General features: G+C 72.0%; 13 protein-coding genes. 4 read left to right on the top strand and 9 right to left on the bottom strand.

Annotated features, from left to right (window positions below):
• Positions 1-110: 110 nt before the first annotated feature.
• The 3 genes from ACIP9H_RS13045 (at position 111) to ybaK (ending at position 3,727) form a co-directional block, all read left to right on the top strand.
• A complete protein-coding gene (locus ACIP9H_RS13045; protein WP_401584248.1) occupies positions 111-1,634 on the top strand; it encodes an oxidoreductase in 1,524 nt (507 codons plus the stop codon).
• A gap of 855 nt (positions 1,635-2,489) precedes the next feature.
• Positions 2,490-3,209 (top strand): LON peptidase substrate-binding domain-containing protein, encoded by a 720-nt coding sequence (locus ACIP9H_RS13040; RefSeq protein WP_401584246.1) that lies wholly within the window; start codon positions 2,490-2,492, stop codon positions 3,207-3,209.
• 17 nt (positions 3,210-3,226) lie between these two features.
• Positions 3,227-3,727, top strand: a complete 501-nt coding sequence (gene ybaK / locus ACIP9H_RS13035) for a Cys-tRNA(Pro) deacylase (RefSeq protein WP_360911990.1) — start codon at positions 3,227-3,229, stop codon at positions 3,725-3,727.
• 10 nt (positions 3,728-3,737) lie between these two features.
• Here ybaK and ACIP9H_RS13030 read toward each other — a convergent pair whose 3' ends face one another.
• The 4 genes from ACIP9H_RS13030 to ACIP9H_RS13015 all read right to left on the bottom strand — a co-directional run bounded on the left by ACIP9H_RS13030 (position 3,738) and on the right by ACIP9H_RS13015 (position 7,644).
• Complete coding sequence (locus ACIP9H_RS13030; RefSeq protein ID WP_401584242.1) at positions 3,738-4,361, bottom strand: ABC transporter permease; 624 nt, start codon at positions 4,359-4,361, stop codon at positions 3,738-3,740.
• Between the two features lie 53 nt (positions 4,362-4,414).
• Positions 4,415-5,248 carry an ABC transporter permease gene (locus tag ACIP9H_RS13025; RefSeq protein WP_401584239.1) on the bottom strand — a complete coding sequence of 278 codons (834 nt, stop codon included), beginning with the start codon at positions 5,246-5,248 and terminating at the stop codon, positions 4,415-4,417.
• 88 nt (positions 5,249-5,336) lie between these two features.
• Positions 5,337-6,350, bottom strand: coding sequence for an ABC transporter ATP-binding protein (locus ACIP9H_RS13020; RefSeq protein WP_401584237.1), 1,014 nt, complete (start codon positions 6,348-6,350; stop codon positions 5,337-5,339).
• Positions 6,351-6,411: 61 nt separating this feature from the next.
• Positions 6,412-7,644, bottom strand: coding sequence for an NYN domain-containing protein (locus ACIP9H_RS13015; RefSeq protein ID WP_401584189.1), 1,233 nt, complete (start codon positions 7,642-7,644; stop codon positions 6,412-6,414).
• A gap of 197 nt (positions 7,645-7,841) precedes the next feature.
• Between ACIP9H_RS13015 and ACIP9H_RS13010 the strand changes: the two genes are divergently transcribed.
• Entirely contained in the window at positions 7,842-8,015 is a 174-nt protein-coding gene (locus ACIP9H_RS13010) for a hypothetical protein (RefSeq protein WP_401584186.1), read from the top strand.
• A gap of 99 nt (positions 8,016-8,114) precedes the next feature.
• Here the strand turns inward: ACIP9H_RS13010 and dnaE are convergent, their stop codons facing one another.
• From dnaE to ACIP9H_RS12985, 5 genes are all read right to left on the bottom strand, one after another.
• Positions 8,115-11,690, bottom strand: coding sequence for a DNA polymerase III subunit alpha (gene dnaE / locus ACIP9H_RS13005; RefSeq protein ID WP_401584184.1), 3,576 nt, complete (start codon positions 11,688-11,690; stop codon positions 8,115-8,117).
• 257 nt (positions 11,691-11,947) lie between these two features.
• Positions 11,948-13,612: an alkaline phosphatase D family protein gene (locus tag ACIP9H_RS13000; RefSeq protein ID WP_401584181.1), complete on the bottom strand. Its 1,665-nt coding sequence runs from the start codon at positions 13,610-13,612 to the stop codon at positions 11,948-11,950.
• Positions 13,613-13,739: 127 nt separating this feature from the next.
• Positions 13,740-14,549 (bottom strand): thioredoxin domain-containing protein, encoded by an 810-nt coding sequence (locus ACIP9H_RS12995; RefSeq protein WP_401584178.1) that lies wholly within the window; start codon positions 14,547-14,549, stop codon positions 13,740-13,742.
• A 74-nt stretch (positions 14,550-14,623) separates the two neighbouring features.
• Complete coding sequence (locus ACIP9H_RS12990) at positions 14,624-15,274, bottom strand: hypothetical protein (protein WP_401959077.1); 651 nt, start codon at positions 15,272-15,274, stop codon at positions 14,624-14,626.
• Positions 15,275-15,332: 58 nt separating this feature from the next.
• Positions 15,333-16,649, bottom strand: coding sequence for a DUF2252 domain-containing protein (locus tag ACIP9H_RS12985; RefSeq protein WP_401959076.1), 1,317 nt, complete (start codon positions 16,647-16,649; stop codon positions 15,333-15,335).
• Positions 16,650-16,678: the final 29 nt, after the last annotated feature.

Here is a 16,678-nt window from a genome sequence, read left to right as displayed (position 1 = left end):
CGGCCACCGCGGCTTCGCCGAGTATCAGTCCCTGATACGCGTACGGCTCCCCAAGGGTGATCATCCCCGCTAGCGTTTCCGTCGTCGTCGCCAGCCAGGGAGGGAACCCGGTGACCGAGCCGCCGGACATCGCGCCGCCGCACGACTGGACCCCGGTGGAACAGGGCCTGTGGCGGGCCTTCCGCCTCGGCGAGCTGTACGACCTGCGCACCGGGATACCCGAGCGGGACGACCCGGCCGCCGACCGCTTCTGGGGCCCCGACCGCACCGTGCGCGCCGAGACCGTCGCCCGGCTGCTGCTGGACGGGCCGCCGGCCGCCTCCGGGCGTGTCTCCTGCGTGAAGCTGTCCGGCGCGCAGATCAGCGGGCAGCTCAACCTCTCCGGCGGCGCGGTGGTGCCGTACGTGGAACTGCACGACTGCCGCTTCGAGCAGCAGGTGCTGCTCGCGGAGTGCAGCTTCACCACCCTGCGCATGGTGCGCTGCGCCATACCGCGGCTGGAGGCCGCCCGGCTGCACACCTCCGGCGACCTGCACCTGCCGCAGTGCACCATCGAGGGCGGCGTACGGCTCACCGACGCCCACATCGGCACGGACCTGCTGCTCAACCAGATCACCCTGCGCAAGGACCGGCACGGCCGGGCACTCGCCGCCGACGGGCTGAGCGTCGCCCAGGACGTCGAGGCCGAACTCATCGAGGCGACCGGCGAGATCAGCCTGCGCAGCGCCCGCATCGGCGGCCGCCTCAGCCTGCGCGGCAGCCGGCTGCGCAATCCCGAGGGCCGCTACGCGCTCAACGCCGCCCGCGTGACGGTCGAGCACACCCTCTACCTCAGCGCCGGCGGCGTCCGGCCCTTCAGCAGCGACGGCGGGGTCCGCCTGGACGACGGGCGCTTCGGCAACGGCGTGATCATCCACCGCGCCCGGTTCCGGCTCGCGGAGGGCCAGCAGCTGTCGCTGCGCCGCGTCCAGACCCCGGAACTGCGGCTCACCCTCGACCAGCCGCCGACCGGCACGGTCTCGCTGGCCGGCGCCCGCGTCGGCAACCTCACCGACAACCGCACCTGCTGGCCCGGCACCGGCGGCATGGACCTGACCGGCTTCACCTACGGCTCCCTCAGCCCCGAGGGCTCCTTCCCGCTCCGCGCCCGCATCGGCTGGCTCGCGGCGGCGACCCCCGAGTACAGCCCCGAGCCGTACGAGCAGCTCTCCGCCGCCCTGCGCGCCAGCGGCGAGGACTCCGACGCCCGCGAGGTCCAGCTCGCCAAGCAGCGACGGCGCCGCGAGACCCTCCCCGTCGCCGGGAAGCTCTGGGGCTTCCTCCAGGACATCACCGTCGGCTACGGCTACCGGCCCGGCCGCGCGGCGATCTGGATGGCCCTGCTCTGGGCGATCGGGGCCGTCTACTTCCAGGTCCACGGCGCGCCCAGACCCGTCGACGGCGGCGCCTTCCCGAACTGGAACGCGCCCCTGTTCGCCCTCGACCTGCTGCTCCCGGTCATCAACCTCGGGCAGGACAACGCGTGGCGCCTCAGCGGGGGCGCCCAGTGGGCGGCGGCGTTCCTGACGATGCTGGGGTGGATCCTGGCGACGACGGTGGCCGCGGGCGCCTCCCGCCTCCTCCGCCGCGGCTGACGCTTCGCGTCCGGTCCGGGTTTTTCCCCCGCCCTCCCGCCCGAGTGCCCTGTGAAGTCAGGGCGCCCCGACGCAAGTGGTGTGGGGGCCGGGTTCGGGGCCTCCGGGGCTGCACGTCCTGGACTGGATATTTACGTGCATTTCCAGTGTCTTCGACTGTTCGCCCCGGGTACCGCACACAAATATGCCGAACGTCCAGGACATCCACCCCTACGACCCCGCCCCCTCCGTCTCGTCATGCGCCTGATCCCCGGTGGGGGGATGGAGGCGACCCTGGCCCGGGCCGCAGTCAGCGCGGCGGAATCGGCCGCAGGAGAACCCCCACCAGCCTTCGACCGGGGGTGCCCGCAGGTGCGCATTCGCGCCTGAATCCCCGGCGGGAGCAAGGAAGCGGGCAGGCCACCCGTCGGTGCGGCACGGCCGGCGGTCACGTCCGCTGCGGTCGAGATCAGCCGACAGCGCTGGGCGGCCCCGTGATGCGCTTGCGACGCTTCCCGGTGCATTGGCGATCCGGCGCGGTCCAAGCGCCGACAGGTGACGGCCGCGCTGCGCCGATGACGGCTTGAGCACGGTGCCGCTCAACACCACCCACCGGGGATCAGGCGCTTGCAACTACGGAGGGGGCGGGGTCGTAGGGGTGGCGTTCTGGACTGTGGAGCATATTTGGGTGCACAACCCGGGGCAGGCAGCGGAGAGCGCCTGAGGCACCTAAATGTGCTGTCCAGAATGGCAGCCCCGGAGGCCCCGAACCCGGCCCCCCAACCACTTGCGTCGGGGCGCGTGACTTCACAGGGCACACGGGAGGGCGGGCGGGGAAAAGGCCAGGACCGGAAAGCCGGCCCGAAGGGCCTAGGCTTGCTCGTCGTGAACGCTCGTCTCCCCCTCTTCCCCCTGAGCTCCGTCCTCTTCCCCGGCCTCGTGCTCCCCCTGAACATCTTCGAGGAGCGCTACCGCGCCCTCTTCCGCGCCCTGCTGGAGCTCCCCGAGGAGGAGCCTCGCCGGTTCGGGGTCGTGGCGATCCGGGACGGCCACGAGGTGGCCCCCGCGGGCGAGGAGGACGGCGCGGCGGCGGGCTTCGGCCCGGATCCGGCGGCGTCGCTGTTCACCGTCGGCTGCACCGCGGAGGCCGCCACGATCGGTGAGCGCGAGGGCGGCGGCTTCAAGGTCGTGGCGACCGGCACGACCCGCTTCCGGCTGGTGTCGGTGGACGCCTCGGGCCCGTACCTCGTCGGCGAGGTCGAGGAGGTGCCGGAGGAGAGCGGCAGCGGTTCCGGCGCGCTGGCGGCCGGTGTCGCACGGGCCTTCCGCACCTATCAGAAGCGGCTGGCGGGGGCGCGCGAGTCCAGCATCGCGGGCGTCCAGGAGCTTCCGGACGACCCGACCGTGCTGTCGTACCTGGTGGCCGCGGCGGCCGTCGTCGACACCCCGGCCAAGCAGCGGCTGCTGGAGGCCGCGGACACCGCGGCCCGGCTGGAGCAGGAGCTGCGGATTCTGCGCCGGGAGGCGGCGGTCATCGACAAGTTGGGCACCCTGCCCGCCGTGGACCTCACCCGCCAGGCCCCGAGCCTCAACTGACGGGACGTCAATTCATCATGGCCAAGAAGAAGCAGTCGCCGTCCGGCGGTACGCCCGCCACGGTCGCCTTGGAGAAGGCGGGCGCCGTCTTCACCGTGCACGCCTACGCGCACGATCCCGCCTCGGAACTGGGGTACGGCGAGGAGGCCGCGCAGGCGCTCGGCACGTCTCCGGACCGGGTGTTCAAGACCCTCGTCGCGGACGTGGACGGCGCGCTGACGGTCGCGGTCGTCCCGGTGGCCGGTTCGCTGGATCTCAAGGCGCTGGCCACCGCGGCGGGCGGCAAGCGGGCGGCGATGGCCGACCCGGCGGCCGCCGAGCGCACGACGGGCTATGTGCGGGGCGGTATCTCCCCGCTGGGGCAGCGCAAGCGGCTGCGCACCGTTGTGGACGCCTCGGCCCTGGAGCACGCCACCGTCTTCGTCTCGGCGGGCAAGCGCGGCCTGGAGGTCGAGCTGGCCCCGCAGGACCTGGTCAGGCTCACGGACGCGGTCACCGCGCCGATCGGCCGCGGCTGAGCGGCCCGCGTCAGTCCTTCGGGGGCAGGTGCTGCCCGGGGTGGTCCCAGTACGGCATGAGCGGCGGTTCGGGGTCGCGCGGGCCGAGGCCCACGGTCAGCAGCAGGTGGGTGAGGACGGCGCCCACGGGCCAGGCCAGCAGGGCGCCCTTGGCCTGGAGCTGGAGGGGTCCGTCGAAGACCTTCTTCGGGCCGACGGCCTTGGCGTGCGCTATCAGGTCCGAGGTGGGGCCGAGCCAGACCCCCAGCCGCCAGGCGATCACGGAGCCGAGCAGCGCGCCCACGGCGAGGCCGAACACCACGCCCACTCCCCCGCGCCGCACCCGCCAGAAGGCCAGGGCGGCGGTCAGGACGCCCATGCCGAGGCCGAGCAGCACGAAGGTGCCGTCCCCGCCGACGGCCTGCTCGCCCTCGGTGTCCTCCAGGTAGACCGCCTTGCCGTCGGAGATCAGCGGCACCCGGGGCGCCAGCCAGAGCCACAGCAGTCCGAGCAGCACCCCCGCCACCGCCACGAGCACGGCGGTCAGTGCGCCGTTCCTGAGCTCCTGCGCGGGGGCCATGCGCGAGTCGTCGTCCTTGGGCGACGGCAGCGGCATGGAGGGCCAGTGGTCGTGCGGCGTCAGAGGTGCGGTCACCCTGCCATCGTGCCAGGTACGCCCGCGCGACGCGTCATCAGCCCCTCGGCCCCTCAGCGGCAGGCGGCCCTGCGGTACGCCCAGGTGGCCACGGCCAGCGAGACCAGGCCGACGGCGGCGCACACCGACAGGTCGCCGAGCACGGCCGGCCAGTGCGGGTGGGCGTCGAAGCTGCGGATGAACGCCTCGACCCCGTACGTGGACGGCAGCAGGTCGCGCACGTACCCGATCGGCGCGGGCAGGTTGCCCGCCGGGAGGACGCCCAGCAGCAGCGCGGCGGACATGCCGAGCTGCCCGGCGAGCGTGGCCAGCTCCTGGCGCGGGGCCAGCAGCCCGAGGGCGGCCCCGAGTCCCGACAGCGCGGCGCCGGCCAGCGGAATGACGGCGGCCAGTACCCACAGATGGGTGAACGGGAGCTGGAAGAGGCCGCAGCCGATGGCGGCGGTCACCAGCGTCCCGGGCACCGTGAAGGACGCGTACGCGCCCGCCGCGCCGAGCACCACCGCCGCGGGCGGCACGGGCAGCGTCGCGTAGTGGTCGAGGCCCCCGGAGGCGCGCAGCTGCCCGAAGTACTGGGCGAGCAGATTGAGTGCGACGAAGGCGACGACGAGGACGCTGGAGCCGGCGACCACCGCGCGGGCGGCCGCGCCGCCGTGCACGACGCCGCGCATGAGCACCATGATCCCGACGGACTGGAACGTCGCGACGAACAGCAGCGGGATGCGCGCGACCCGGGCGCGCGACAGCTGGGCCCGGTAGACCGCGATCATCGCCGGCACCAGCCGGGCACGGGGGGCGAGCGGCGCGGGCGCGCCGGGCAGGGGGGCCGCGGGGGCCGCCGTACGCGCCGCCGCGGTGGTGTCCGCTCCCGCGGAGACGATGGTCACGCCGCGCCGCCCCGTTCCCCCGCGCGTCCGTCCGGGATCTCGTACACGGCCGTTCCCCTCATGGCTCCGTCGCCGCTGCTGCCGCCGTTCACGCCTTGACCAGTCCCTTCCGGCGTCCGCCGAGGGCCAGGTAGACATCCTCCAGGCTCGGTGTCGCCAGCGTGAAGTCGTCGAGCGCGGCGAAGGCCGGGCCGCCGGTCACCTCGGCGACCACGGCGCGGGCCCGCTCCTGGGGCAGCCGCAGCGTCCAGCGGCGCCCAGTGATCCGCGCGCTGTCGCGCAGCCCCGCGATGCCGGGCACGGACAGCGGGGGCTCGTCACGCCAGACCAGGTCGAGCCGCACCTCGTCGGCGACGAGCGCCTTGAGGCCGGCCGGGGTGTCGCAGGCGATGACCCGGCCCTCGTCGACGACTGCGACGCGGTCCAGGACGGTCTCCGCCTCCAGCACGTTGTGGGTGACGAGCAGGACGGTGACGCCGCGCTCGGCGCGCCGCCGGTCGATCGCCGCCCACACCGCGCGCCGAGCAACGGGGTCCATGGAGGTCGTCGGCTCGTCGAGGACCAGCAGCGGCCGCTCCCCCACCAGCGCGGTGGCCAGGCAGGCCAGCCGGCGCTGCCCGCCGGAGAGCTTGCGCAGCGGGCGGCCGGCGAGTTCGGTCAGCCCCAGCTCCTCCAGGACGGCGTCCCGTTCGGCGCGTGCGGAGTGCGCGTCCAGTCCGCGCAGCCGGCCGGTGGTCTCGGCGGCCAGGGCGACGGTGAGCTCGTCCAGCGCGCTGGACTCCTGCCCGAGGTAGCCGATGAGCCGGGAGGCCCGTTCGGGGTGGCGCACCAGGTCGTGGCCGAGGAGGTCGACGCTCCCGGCGTCCGGGCGCAGCAGGCCGGTCAACTGCCGCACCAGGGTGGTCTTCCCGGCGCCGTTGGGGCCGAGCAGGCCGAAGATCTCGCCGCCGCGGATGTCGAGGTCGATGCCGTCGTTGGCCCGCACGGCCGGTTTCGCGGCCGCGCGGCGCCCGCGCCCGGCCGGATACGTCTTGACGAGCCCGCGCACGGTCACGACCACCGCCGTGCGTGCGGCGGTGTCCTGTCCCGTGCCGGTACTCACGAGGGTCGAGACTACGCTCCATCCCGGGCGGTATGCGCCCCAGGGTCGGTCCCGGGCGCCCTCACTCCGCGGCGGGGGGCCGGGGGACGACCGCGCGGGCGTCGACCTCGCGCCAGAAGCCCGCCCGGATGGCGTAACGGTCGTGCTCGTCGATCTGGTCGTCCTTGTGGGCGAGCAGTCCGAAGCGGGCGGCGTAGCGCAGCAGCTCGCCGTCGATGCGGTGCGGGACGCGGGGGTACTCGGCGGAGAGCAGCTGGAGGTGCAGGCCCTCGGTGAGCCGGGCGATCCAGCGCCGGGCGAAGACCTGTCCGACCTCGTAGGGGTCGCCGCTGACGGCGGTGATGTCCTCCTCGCGGTCGGCCCAGCGCTGCTCGGCGCTGGTGAGCTGGGCGAGGGTGGGCAGCCCGGCGTCCGCCGCGTCGCTGCCGCCGACCATGCCGCGGTCCGAGGACCAGCGCAGGGTGGCGCCCGCCGCGGACGAGGGGTGCGGGGCGGAGTGGCCGCGGTGGACGAGCCCGGCGAGGTCCTTGGGGGTGGGCACGAGGCCCTTGCCGACGGTCGCGGGGGGATCGGCGAGCAGTCCCGAGCCGTTCTGCGCGGCGACGGCCACGGCGGGCTCGGCCGCGGGCGGCTCCTCGGGTGCCACGGGCTGCTGCTTGGCGGCCGGTGCGGGTTCGGGGAGCGGGGCGGAGAGGATGGCGGCGATCTCGGGGCGCGGGGTGGGCGGCGCGCAGACCCCGGCGGGCTCCCGGACCCGGATCGCGCGGGTGATCCACTCGCGGTCCAGCACACGGCGTTCGTCGGCCTCGGCGACCAGGTCCTCGGACTGGTTGAAGTCCCCGTCGGCGGCCTGGACGGCCCACAGGTGGACGGCGACGCCGTGCTCCTTGGCCGACATCATGCCGGGCAGCAGGTCGCCGTCGCCGGTGACGAGCACGACGTCGGAGCAGGCCCGGTTGCGGGCGAGCTCGGACAGTTCGGCGTGCATGGCGGCGTCCACGCCCTTCTGGGCCCAGCGTCCGTCGGTGCGGGTGAGCGCGCCGAGCCGCACGGTGACGCGCGGCATGACCCGCAACCGCCGGTGTTCGGGCTGCGGTACGCGGTCGGGGGCGCCGTCGAACCAGTAGATCCTCAGCAGCGGCTGCCCGGTCTCCTTCTCGGCGCGTTCGCGCAAGCCCGCGACGACTTCCGCGTGATCGACCAGGATCCGGGAGCGCGAGGGCTCTCCGGCGAGCAGGCTCGCGGCGGCGCCGAGCAGGTAACCGGCGTCCACCAGGACGACGCAGCGGTCCATCGGTCTCACCCTCTTTTCCGGAGTCCTGTCGTCCGTCCCCCCGACGTTTCCCCGAGTCTGCCCGAACACCGGCTCGTTGTGACCTGTTGGGCGATCACCGGCGCGCCACACAGGGCAACTGCCCGAAATGCGACCTTCGTACTCCCGTGCAAGCCTGAGTGCGGCCCATTCCGTGATTTCCCCCAAGGAGGAACATCGTGGGCAAGAACAAGAACCGGGGCGAGCGCACCGGGCAGCGGTCCGAGCGCGGCACCTCCGCGACCACCGAAGAGCACGCGAAGGGCTCCGGACGCGAGCACATGACGATGACGGCCCCCGGCGCCGAGCCGCATGTGTCGCAGAAGCGGCAGAAGAAGTTCGGCCACAACTAGCGCCGGGCGTCAGTGATCAAGGGTGGCATCCCGCTCGGGGGTGCCACCCTTGATCGTCTCCTCCCTGTGCACGGAGGGTGATCGGGCGAAAGCCGGCGATCAGCTCGCCTGCTGTGCCGCGCCGAGGCAGGCGGGGCCCAGGAGGGCCTTGAGGTCACCGTAGAGCGCCGGGTCGGCGGTGACCCGGTGCCGGTCCAGCCGCAGCACGGTGGTCGAACGGACACCCTCCAGGCGCACCCGCACCTCGGTGCTGCCCTTGTGGCTGGCCAGCACCTCGCCGAGCCGCGCGACCAGCGGCGGGGTCACCTTGACCGTCGGGATGGAGATCGTCACGGGCGCGTTGGCGCCGGCGTCGCTGAGGTCGGGGACCATCAGTTCCATCGCGACCAGCCGCGGGATGTCCTCGCGCTTGTCCAGGCGGCCCTTGACGAAGACCACGGCGTCGTCGATCAGCTGGGTCGAGACCAACTGGTAGGTGGCGGGGAAGAACATGCAGTCGATGGAGCCGCCGAGGTCCTCGACGGTGGCGATGGCCCAGGCGTTGCCCTGCTTGGTCATCTTCCGCTGGAGGCCGGAGATGATGCCGCCGATGGTGACGATCGAGCCGTCCGTGTAATCGCCGGCGAGCGCGGCGATGGACGCGTCCGCCTTGTCGTTGAGGACGTGCTCGATCCCGAAGAGCGGGTGGTCGGAGACGTAGAGACCGAGCATCTCCCGCTCCTGCGCGAGCAGATACGTCTTGTCCCACTCGATGTCGGAGAAGGTGACGTCGAGCCCGAAGCCCGGCTCGTCGGCCGCGGCGTCGTCGCCCATGCCGCCGAAGAGGTCGAACTGCCCCTCGGCCTCCTTGCGCTTGACCGCGACCACGTTGTCGATCATCGGTTCGTAGTGCTCGGTCAGGCCCTTGCGGGTGTGGCCCATCTCGTCGAAGGCGCCCGCCTTGATGAGCGATTCCACGGTGCGCTTGTTGCAGACGACGGCCTCGACCTTGTCGAGGAAGTCGGGGAAGGCGGTGTACTTCCCCTTCGCCTTGCGGCAGCGGATGATCGAGTCCACCACGTTCTGGCCGACGTTGCGGACGGCGGTCAGGCCGAACAGGATCACGTCGTCGCCCTGCGCGGTGAAGTTGGCGTCCGACTCGTTGACGTTCGGCGGGAGCACCTTGATGCCCATGCGGCGGCACTCGTTGAGGTAGATCGCCGACTTGTCCTTGTCGTCGCGCACCGAGGTGAGCAGCGCGGCCATGTACTCGGCCGGGTAGTTGGCCTTGAGGTACGCGGTCCAGTAGGAGACCAGGCCGTACGCGGAGGAGTGCGCCTTGTTGAACGCGTAGCCGGCGAAGGGGACCAGCACGTCCCACACCGCCTGGATGGCCTGGTCGGAGTAGCCGCGCTCGCGCGCGCCCTTCTGGAAGGGGATGAACTCCTTGTCCAGGACCTCCTGCTTCTTCTTGCCCATCGCGCGGCGCAGCAGGTCGGCCTGGCCCAGCGAGTACCCGGCGAGCACCTGGGCGGCCTTCTGCACCTGCTCCTGGTACACGATCAGGCCGTAGGTGATGTCGAGGACCTCCTTGAGAGGCTCCTCCAGCTCCGGGTGGATCGGAGTGATCTCCTGCTGCTTGTTCTTGCGCAGGGCGTAGTTGATGTGCGAGTTCATGCCCATCGGGCCCGGCCGGTAGAGGGCCGAGACGGCGGAGATGTCCTCGAAGTTGTCGGGCTTCATCATGCGCAGCAGGGAGCGCATGGGGCCGCCGTCGAACTGGAACACGCCCAGGGTGTCGCCGCGGCCGAGCAGTTCGAAGGTCTTGGGGTCGTCCAGCGGCAGCGCGAGCAGCTCGATGTCGACGCCCTTGTTGGTCTTCACGAGCTTGACGGCGTCGTCCATGATCGTGAGGTTGCGCAGGCCGAGGAAGTCCATCTTCAGCAGGCCGAGCGACTCGCAGCTCGGGTAGTCCCACTGCGTGATGGTGACGCCGTCGGAGTGCCGCACCCAGACCGGGACGTGGTCGGTGATCGTCTCGCTGGACATGATCACGCCGGCGGCGTGCACGCCCATCTGCCGGACCAGGCCCTCGACACCGCGGGCGAGGTCGATGACCTTCCTGGCGTCGGGCTCGTTCTCGTACATCCCGCGGATCTCGCCGGCCTCGCTGTAGCGCGGGTGCGTGGGATCGGTGATGCCGTTGAGCGGGATGCCCTTGCCGAGGACGTCGGCGGGCATCGCCTTGGTGAGCCGGTCGCCGACCGCGTACGGGTACCCCAGGACGCGGGCCGAGTCCTTGATGGCGTTCTTGGCCTTGATGGTGCCGTAGGTGCCGATCATGGCGACCTTGTCGGCGCCGTACTTCTCGGTGACGTAGCGGATCACCTCGGCGCGCCGGCGCTCGTCGAAGTCGATGTCGACATCGGGCATGGAGACGCGCTCGGGGTTGAGGAAGCGCTCGAAGATCAGGCCGTGCTCGATGGGGTCGAGGTCGGTGATGCCCATGGCGTACGCCACGATCGAGCCGGCCGCGGAACCGCGGCCGGGGCCGACGGCGATGCCGTTGTTCTTGGCCCACATGATGAAGTCGGCGACGACGAGGAAGTAGCCGGGGAACCCCATCTGGATGATGGTGTCCATCTCGTACTCGGCCTGCTTCATCCTGTCGTCCGGGATGCCGCCGGGGTACCGGCGGTGCATGCCGCGCAGCGTCTCCTCGCGGAACCAGGTGACCTCGGTGTACCCCTCGGGCACGTCGAAGCGGGGCATCAGGTTCTTCTCCTGGAACCAGCCCTCGGTGTCGACCTGCTCCGCGACCAGCAGCGTGGTGTTGCGGCAGCCCTCCTGCCAGGCGTCGGAGGAGTCGATGGCGAGCATCTCGTCCGTCGTCTTCAGGTAGTAGCCCGTGCCGTCGAAGCGGAAGCGGTCCGGGTCGGAGACGTTCTTGCCGGTCTGGATGCACAGCAGGGCGTCGTGGGCGTCGGCCTCGCTGGCGTACGTGTAGTGCGAGTCGTTGGTCACGACCGGCGGGATGCCGAGCTTCTTGCCGATCTCCAGCAGCCCGTCGCGGACCCGGCGCTCGATCTCGATGCCGTGGTCCATCAGCTCCAGGAAGTAGCGCTCCTTGCCGAAGATGTCCTGGTACTCGGCCGCCGCCTTCAGCGCCTCGTCGAAGTGGCCGAGCCGCAGCCGGGTCTGCACCTCGCCGGAGGGGCACCCCGTGGAGGCCATCAGGCCCTCGGACCACTGGGCGATGGTCTCCTTGTCCATCCGGGGGTACTTCGTCAGCCAGCCCTCGGCGTAGGCGTCGGAGGAGAGCCGGAAGAGGTTGTGCAGCCCCGTCCTGTTCGCCGCCCAGATCGTCTTGTGCAGGTACGAACCGGAGGCCGAGACGTCGTCCCGCTTCTGGTGCGGCTGGCCCCAGAGGATCTTCCGCTTGTTGCGCCGGGACTCCGGCGCCACGTACGCCTCGATGCCGATGATCGGCGTGATCCCGGCGCCCTTGGCCTGGTGGAAGAAGTCGTACGCCCCGTGCAGGTTGCCGTGGTCGGTCATGGCGATGTGCGTCATGCCCATCTCACCGCAGGCCTTGAACATGTCCTTCAGCCGCGCCGCTCCGTCCAGCAGCGAGTACTGGGTGTGAACATGCAGATGGGTGAAGGGCGTGGTCACGGGAAGCGACACCTCCGGCATCGGTGGTCATCTGGCGGCGAGGGGAATCCTACGCCGGGGGTCCGACAACCACGGCCGGGACGGTCCGTGCCGGGCGGGTGACCGCGTACGGCACGGACCGCGGGGCCGGGGAGGCGTAGACGATGTCGCCGGAACGGCGGACCCGGGGCCGCACCGCTGGCCGTACCCGGGCCGGTGCCGGGCCGGGCGGCCCGTCCGGATGCGGAATCCGGACGCGCCGGCCGGCGACCGGCACTCAGGGGGCGCTCAGGGGGCGCTCAGCGCACCGGCGAGTCGGCCCGCTCCACCTTCTGGGTACCGGACAGCGTGCGGTATGAACGCTCCCACGTGGAGGTCGCGTTGGCGCTGGTCCGGTCGGACAGGACGTAGTAGTCCATCTGGGCCCGCTCGCTGGTGATGTCCAGCACGCCGTAGCCGTGCGAGTCCATGTCCACCCACTTCACGTGCCGGTTGGCGACCTTGACGGCGGCCTCGGCGATCGGGGAGACGGTCCCCGGGGCGACCTTGAGGATGTCGTCCAGGTTGTCCGAGGTGACGGAGGTGACCACGAACTCGGTCGCCGCCGTCGCCGACAGCGGGTAGGTGGCGGCCTTGACCGGGACGTCGTTGGCCCACGCCATGTGGATGTCGCCGGTCAGGAAGACGGTGTTGCGGATGCCGTTGTCCCGCAGGTGCGCCAGGAGCTCGCGGCGGTCGTCGGTGTAGCCGTCCCACTGGTCGGGGTTGATCGCCAGGCCCTCGCCGGGCAGGCCGAGGAGCTTGGCCAGCGGCGCGAGCAGGTAGTCGGGCAGCGCGCCGAAGGCGACCGGCGAGATCATCACCGAGTTGCCGATGAGCCGCCAGGTGGTGTCCGAGGCCTTGAGGCCCGCCTTCAGCCAGTCCAGCTGCGCGCGCCCGGTGATCGAGCGGGCGGGGTCGTCGACCGAGCCGCTGCCGACACCGGCCTGCTGCGAGCGGAAGGAGCGCAGGTCCAGCAGCGACAGGTCGGCGAGCTTGCCGAAGCGCAGGCGGCGGTAGGTCGTGCCCGCGATCGAGGGCCGCACCGGCATCCACTCGAAGTAGGCCTGCTTGGCGGCCGCCACCCGGGCGGTCCAGGTGCCCTCGGCGCCCTCGGTGTGGTTCTCGGCGCCGCCGGACCAGGCGTCGTTGGCGAACTCGTGGTCGTCCCAGATCGCGACCACCGGCGCGGCGGCGTGCAGCGCCTGGAGGTCGGCGTCGGTCTTGTAGCGGCCGTGGCGGGTGCGGTAGTCGGCCAGCGTGACGATCTCGTGCGCCGGGGCGTGCGGGCGGACGACGGTGCCGCGGGCGGCGTAGCCGCCACTGGCGTACTCGTAGATGTAGTCGCCCAGGTGCAGCCAGGCGTCCAGGTCGCCGCGCGCGGCCAGGTGCCGGTAGGAGGCGAAGTACCCGGCCTCCCAGTTCGAGCAGGACACCACGCCGAAGCGCAGGCGGGCCGCGGTGGCGTTGTCGGCGGGGGCGGTACGGGTCCTGGCGACGGGCGAGTCCGCGCCGCCCGCGGAGAAGCGGTACCAGTAGTCGGTCGCGGGGAGCAGGCCGCGCACATCGGCCTTGACGGTGTGGTCGGAGGCGGCGTCCGTGGTGGCCGTGCCGGTCGCGACGACGGAGGTCAGCGCCCTGTCCGTGGCGACGGTCCAGGTCACCTCCGTCGCCGGGCCGAGCCCGGAGCCGGGGACCGCCTCGGGGGCCGGCGTCACACGGGTCCACAGCAGGACGCCGTCGGGCAGCGGGTCGCCGGAGGCCACACCGTGCAGGAAGGCGGGGGCGGAGGCCGCCTCCGCCTGGCCGGCGGTGGCGGCGAGGGGTATGAGCGCGGCGCCCGTCACCACGGCGCCGGCCTTGACCACCGAACGGCGGCTGGGTGTTCTCGGAGAGGTCTGTGAGGATGCAGAGGTCTCGGTCACGGCCGATCAGATTACGCGTCAGTAACCGCTCTCCGGCACCCCGCGCCGCAAGTGTTGGCGAACACTTCGCCCCCCGGCCCCCGGCAGGTCGCCGGGAGCCGGGGGCCCCGCAAGTGCGGTGCGGTGCCTACTGCTTGGCGCCGATCTGCGCGTCCACCGCAGCCGTGAACTGCTGCGGCGTCATGGTCTGCACGTTCTCGATCGTCTTGCCGTCCAGCTTCACGGTCGGGGTGCCGGTGATGCCGTCCGTGTCGAACTGCTTGGCCATCGTCAGCGCCCACTTGTCGTAGGTGCCGTTGCGGACGGCGTCCTCGAAGGTCTTGTTGCCCTTGAGGGCGTCGACCTTCTGCGCGATCTCGATCAGCTTGGCGTCGCTGCCGAAGTCGTCCTTGGTCTCCTCGGGGTGGACGTCCTTGGAGTACAGCAGCGCGTGGTACTGCACGAAGGCGTCCTTGCTGACGTTCAGCGCGGCGCCCAGCGCGCTCAGCGCGTTCTTCGAGCCCTGGCCCTGCTTGAGGGCGTCGTCGAGGAAGGCGCCCATCGTGTACGAGATCTTGTACTTGCCGTCCTTGGCGTCCTTCTGGACCTCCTCGCCGGAGGTCTGCTCGAACTGGGCGCAGACCGGGCAGCGCAGGTCCTCGTACACCTTCAGCGTGTGCTTGGCACTGGCGTCGCCGATCTCGATGGACGTGCCGTTCTTGCCGGTGGAGTTGGCGGGCTGGACCAGCTTCTGGTCCGCGGCCTTCTCCCAGTAGGACGGCGCGTTCATCTTGACCACGGCCACGGCTATGCCGGCGCCCAGCGCCAGAACGCCGACCACGGCGCCGCCGACGACGAACTGGCGGCGCACCTTGTCGCGCTTGGCCTGGCGCTCCCGCTCCGCGCGCAGCCGCTCGCGGGCGGCGGTCTTGGCGGTCTGGCTGTTCCTCTTGCTCATGGTGGTGGGTTCTCCGTGTCGTCGTGACGTGCGTGAGGGGATGTGCGGGGTGGAAAGGCCGTGCTCGGCTCGGTTCAGCGAGCGAAGGAGACGGCCGGGGGCCCTCGGCGTACGACGGTGTGGAGCAGCAGCGGCAGCGCGGGCGCGACAGAGACAGCCGCGGGCACGCGGCGGCGGGCGGCGGCCCGCGGCCGGGCGGTGCCGCGGAAGGCGGCCACGGCGACGATCAGCGGCAGGAAGACGGTGCGCAGCAGGCCGTGCAGCGCGGCCTCGCCGCTGCGCAGCCACCAGGCGGCGGCGAGGCCCACGGCGACGTGCACGGCCAGCAGCAGCCACGGCGAGGCCGAGTGGCCCGGTCCCCCGGCGGCACCGGCGAGCGGGCCGCCGACATCACCGCCGTGGCAGGCCAGCGCCTCGTTGATGGAGCGCCACGAGCCCGTGACGGGCCCGCCGGCGGGGCCGTAGCAGGTCTGCTGGCCGGCCGTGAACAGCGTGTCCACGGCCAGTTCGAGCGGGACGAGGAGGCCGGCGATCGGCCAGTAGCCGCGCTCCCGGCCGCCGAGCGCGTACGCGACGGCGAAGACGCCGACGGCGGCCCCCGCCGTGGTCACCAGCGGCAGGGGCTCCCTCGACAGCAGGATGTGGGCGGTCGCGGACAGCGTGACGCACAGCGCGGCGAAACACCCCGCGCGCAGCGCCCTCAACTGAGGCCCGGTCCCTTCCATGGCGCCGAGTGTGCCATGCCGGTGTGTAAGCACTGCCTAAACCCCCGGAAATCCGGGATCAGAGCCCAGGGAACCGGCCGTTGCGGAACAGGTCCACGAAGATCTGGTGGTCCTCGCGGGCCCGCGCCCCGTAGGAGTGCGCGAAGTCCACGAGCGCCTCCAGGAAGCCCTCCTCGTCCCGCGCGATGGCCTCGTCGATCGCGTCCTCCGTCGAGAACGGCACCAGGGAGTGGCCGCTCTCGTCGTCCGCCGCCGCGTGCATGGCGGCCGTCGCCCGGCCGAGGTCGGCCACGACCGCCTCGATCTGGGCCGGGTCGTCGAGGTCCGACCAGTCCAGGTCCACGGCGTACGGGGACACCTCGGCGACCAGCTGGCCGACGCCGTCCAGCTCGGTCCAGCCCAGGTAGGGGTCGGCGTGCGCCTGCAGCGCGCGCTGCGAGATCACGGTGCGGTGGCCCTCGTGGCGGAAGTACTCGCGCACCGCGGGATCGGTGATGTGCCGGGAGACCGCGGGGGTCTGCCCCTGCTTCATGTAGATCACGACGTCGTTCTCCAGGGCGTCGGTGTGGCCCTCGAGAAGGAGGTTGTACGAGGGCAGGCCCGCGCTGCCGATGCCGACGCCGCGGCGGCCGACCACGTCCTTGACGCGGTGGCTGTCCGGGTTGATCAGGCTGGTCTCCGGCAGGGTCGCCAGGTACCCCTCGAAGGCCCGCAGCACCTTGGCGCGGGTGGCTTCGTCCAGGGCGACGGCGCCGCCGTCGGGGCTGAAGCGGCGGTCCCACTCGCGGATCTCGGTCATCGAGTCCAGCAGGCCCACCCGCGTCTGGGCGCGCGCGTGGCGCAGCGCGTCCAGCAGGGTGCCCTCCGCGGTGTCCAGGGTGAGCGACGGCACGGCCTCGTCCTGGGCGAGCGCGCGGACGCGCTCGCGGTAGGCGGTCGCATAGGTGCGTACGAGGCCGGAGATCACGTCGTCGGCCAGGGCCTTGCTGTAGCCGATCAGCGCTATGGAGGCGGCGAAGCGCTGCAGGTCCCAGGTGAAGGGGCCCACATAGGCCTCGTCGAAGTCGTTGACGTTGAAGATCAGCCGGCCGTTGGCGTCCAGGTAGGTGCCGAAGTTCTCGGCGTGCAGGTCCCCGTGGATCCACACCCGGGAGGTGCGCTCGTCCACGAAGGGGCTGTCGTCCTTCGCCTCGGCGAGGTCCGCGTAGTAGAGGCAGGCCGTGCCGCGGTAGAACGCGAACGCCGAGGCCGCCATCTTGCGGAACTTGACGCGGAAGGCGGCCGGATCGGCCGCGAGCAGCTCGCCGAACGCGGTCCCGAAAACCTCGACGATCCGCTCCCCGCGCTGCTCGTCGCTCGTGAGACCTGTGGCCATCTGTCCTGCGCCTCCTGGCGGTACGTGTG

The organism is Streptomyces sp. NPDC088732 (genome assembly GCF_044751205.1).
Taxonomy (GTDB): Bacteria; Actinomycetota; Actinomycetes; order Streptomycetales; family Streptomycetaceae; genus Actinacidiphila.
This window is presented reverse-complemented; position numbering and strand designations above follow the sequence as displayed.

Excerpts from the sequence above, each read along its gene's own strand:
- ybaK (WP_360911990.1), top strand. The coding sequence starts at position 3,227 with ATGGCCAAGAAGAAGCAGTCGCCGTCCGGCGGTACGCCCGCCACGGTC.
- ACIP9H_RS12985 (WP_401959076.1), bottom strand. The coding sequence starts at position 16,649 with ATGGCCACAGGTCTCACGAGCGACGAGCAGCGCGGGGAGCGGATCGTC.
- ACIP9H_RS13015 (WP_401584189.1), bottom strand. The coding sequence starts at position 7,644 with ATGGACCGCTGCGTCGTCCTGGTGGACGCCGGTTACCTGCTCGGCGCC.
- ACIP9H_RS12995 (WP_401584178.1), bottom strand. The coding sequence starts at position 14,549 with ATGAGCAAGAGGAACAGCCAGACCGCCAAGACCGCCGCCCGCGAGCGG.
- dnaE (WP_401584184.1), bottom strand. The coding sequence starts at position 11,690 with ATGCCGGAGGTGTCGCTTCCCGTGACCACGCCCTTCACCCATCTGCAT.
- ACIP9H_RS12990 (WP_401959077.1), bottom strand. The coding sequence starts at position 15,274 with ATGGAAGGGACCGGGCCTCAGTTGAGGGCGCTGCGCGCGGGGTGTTTC.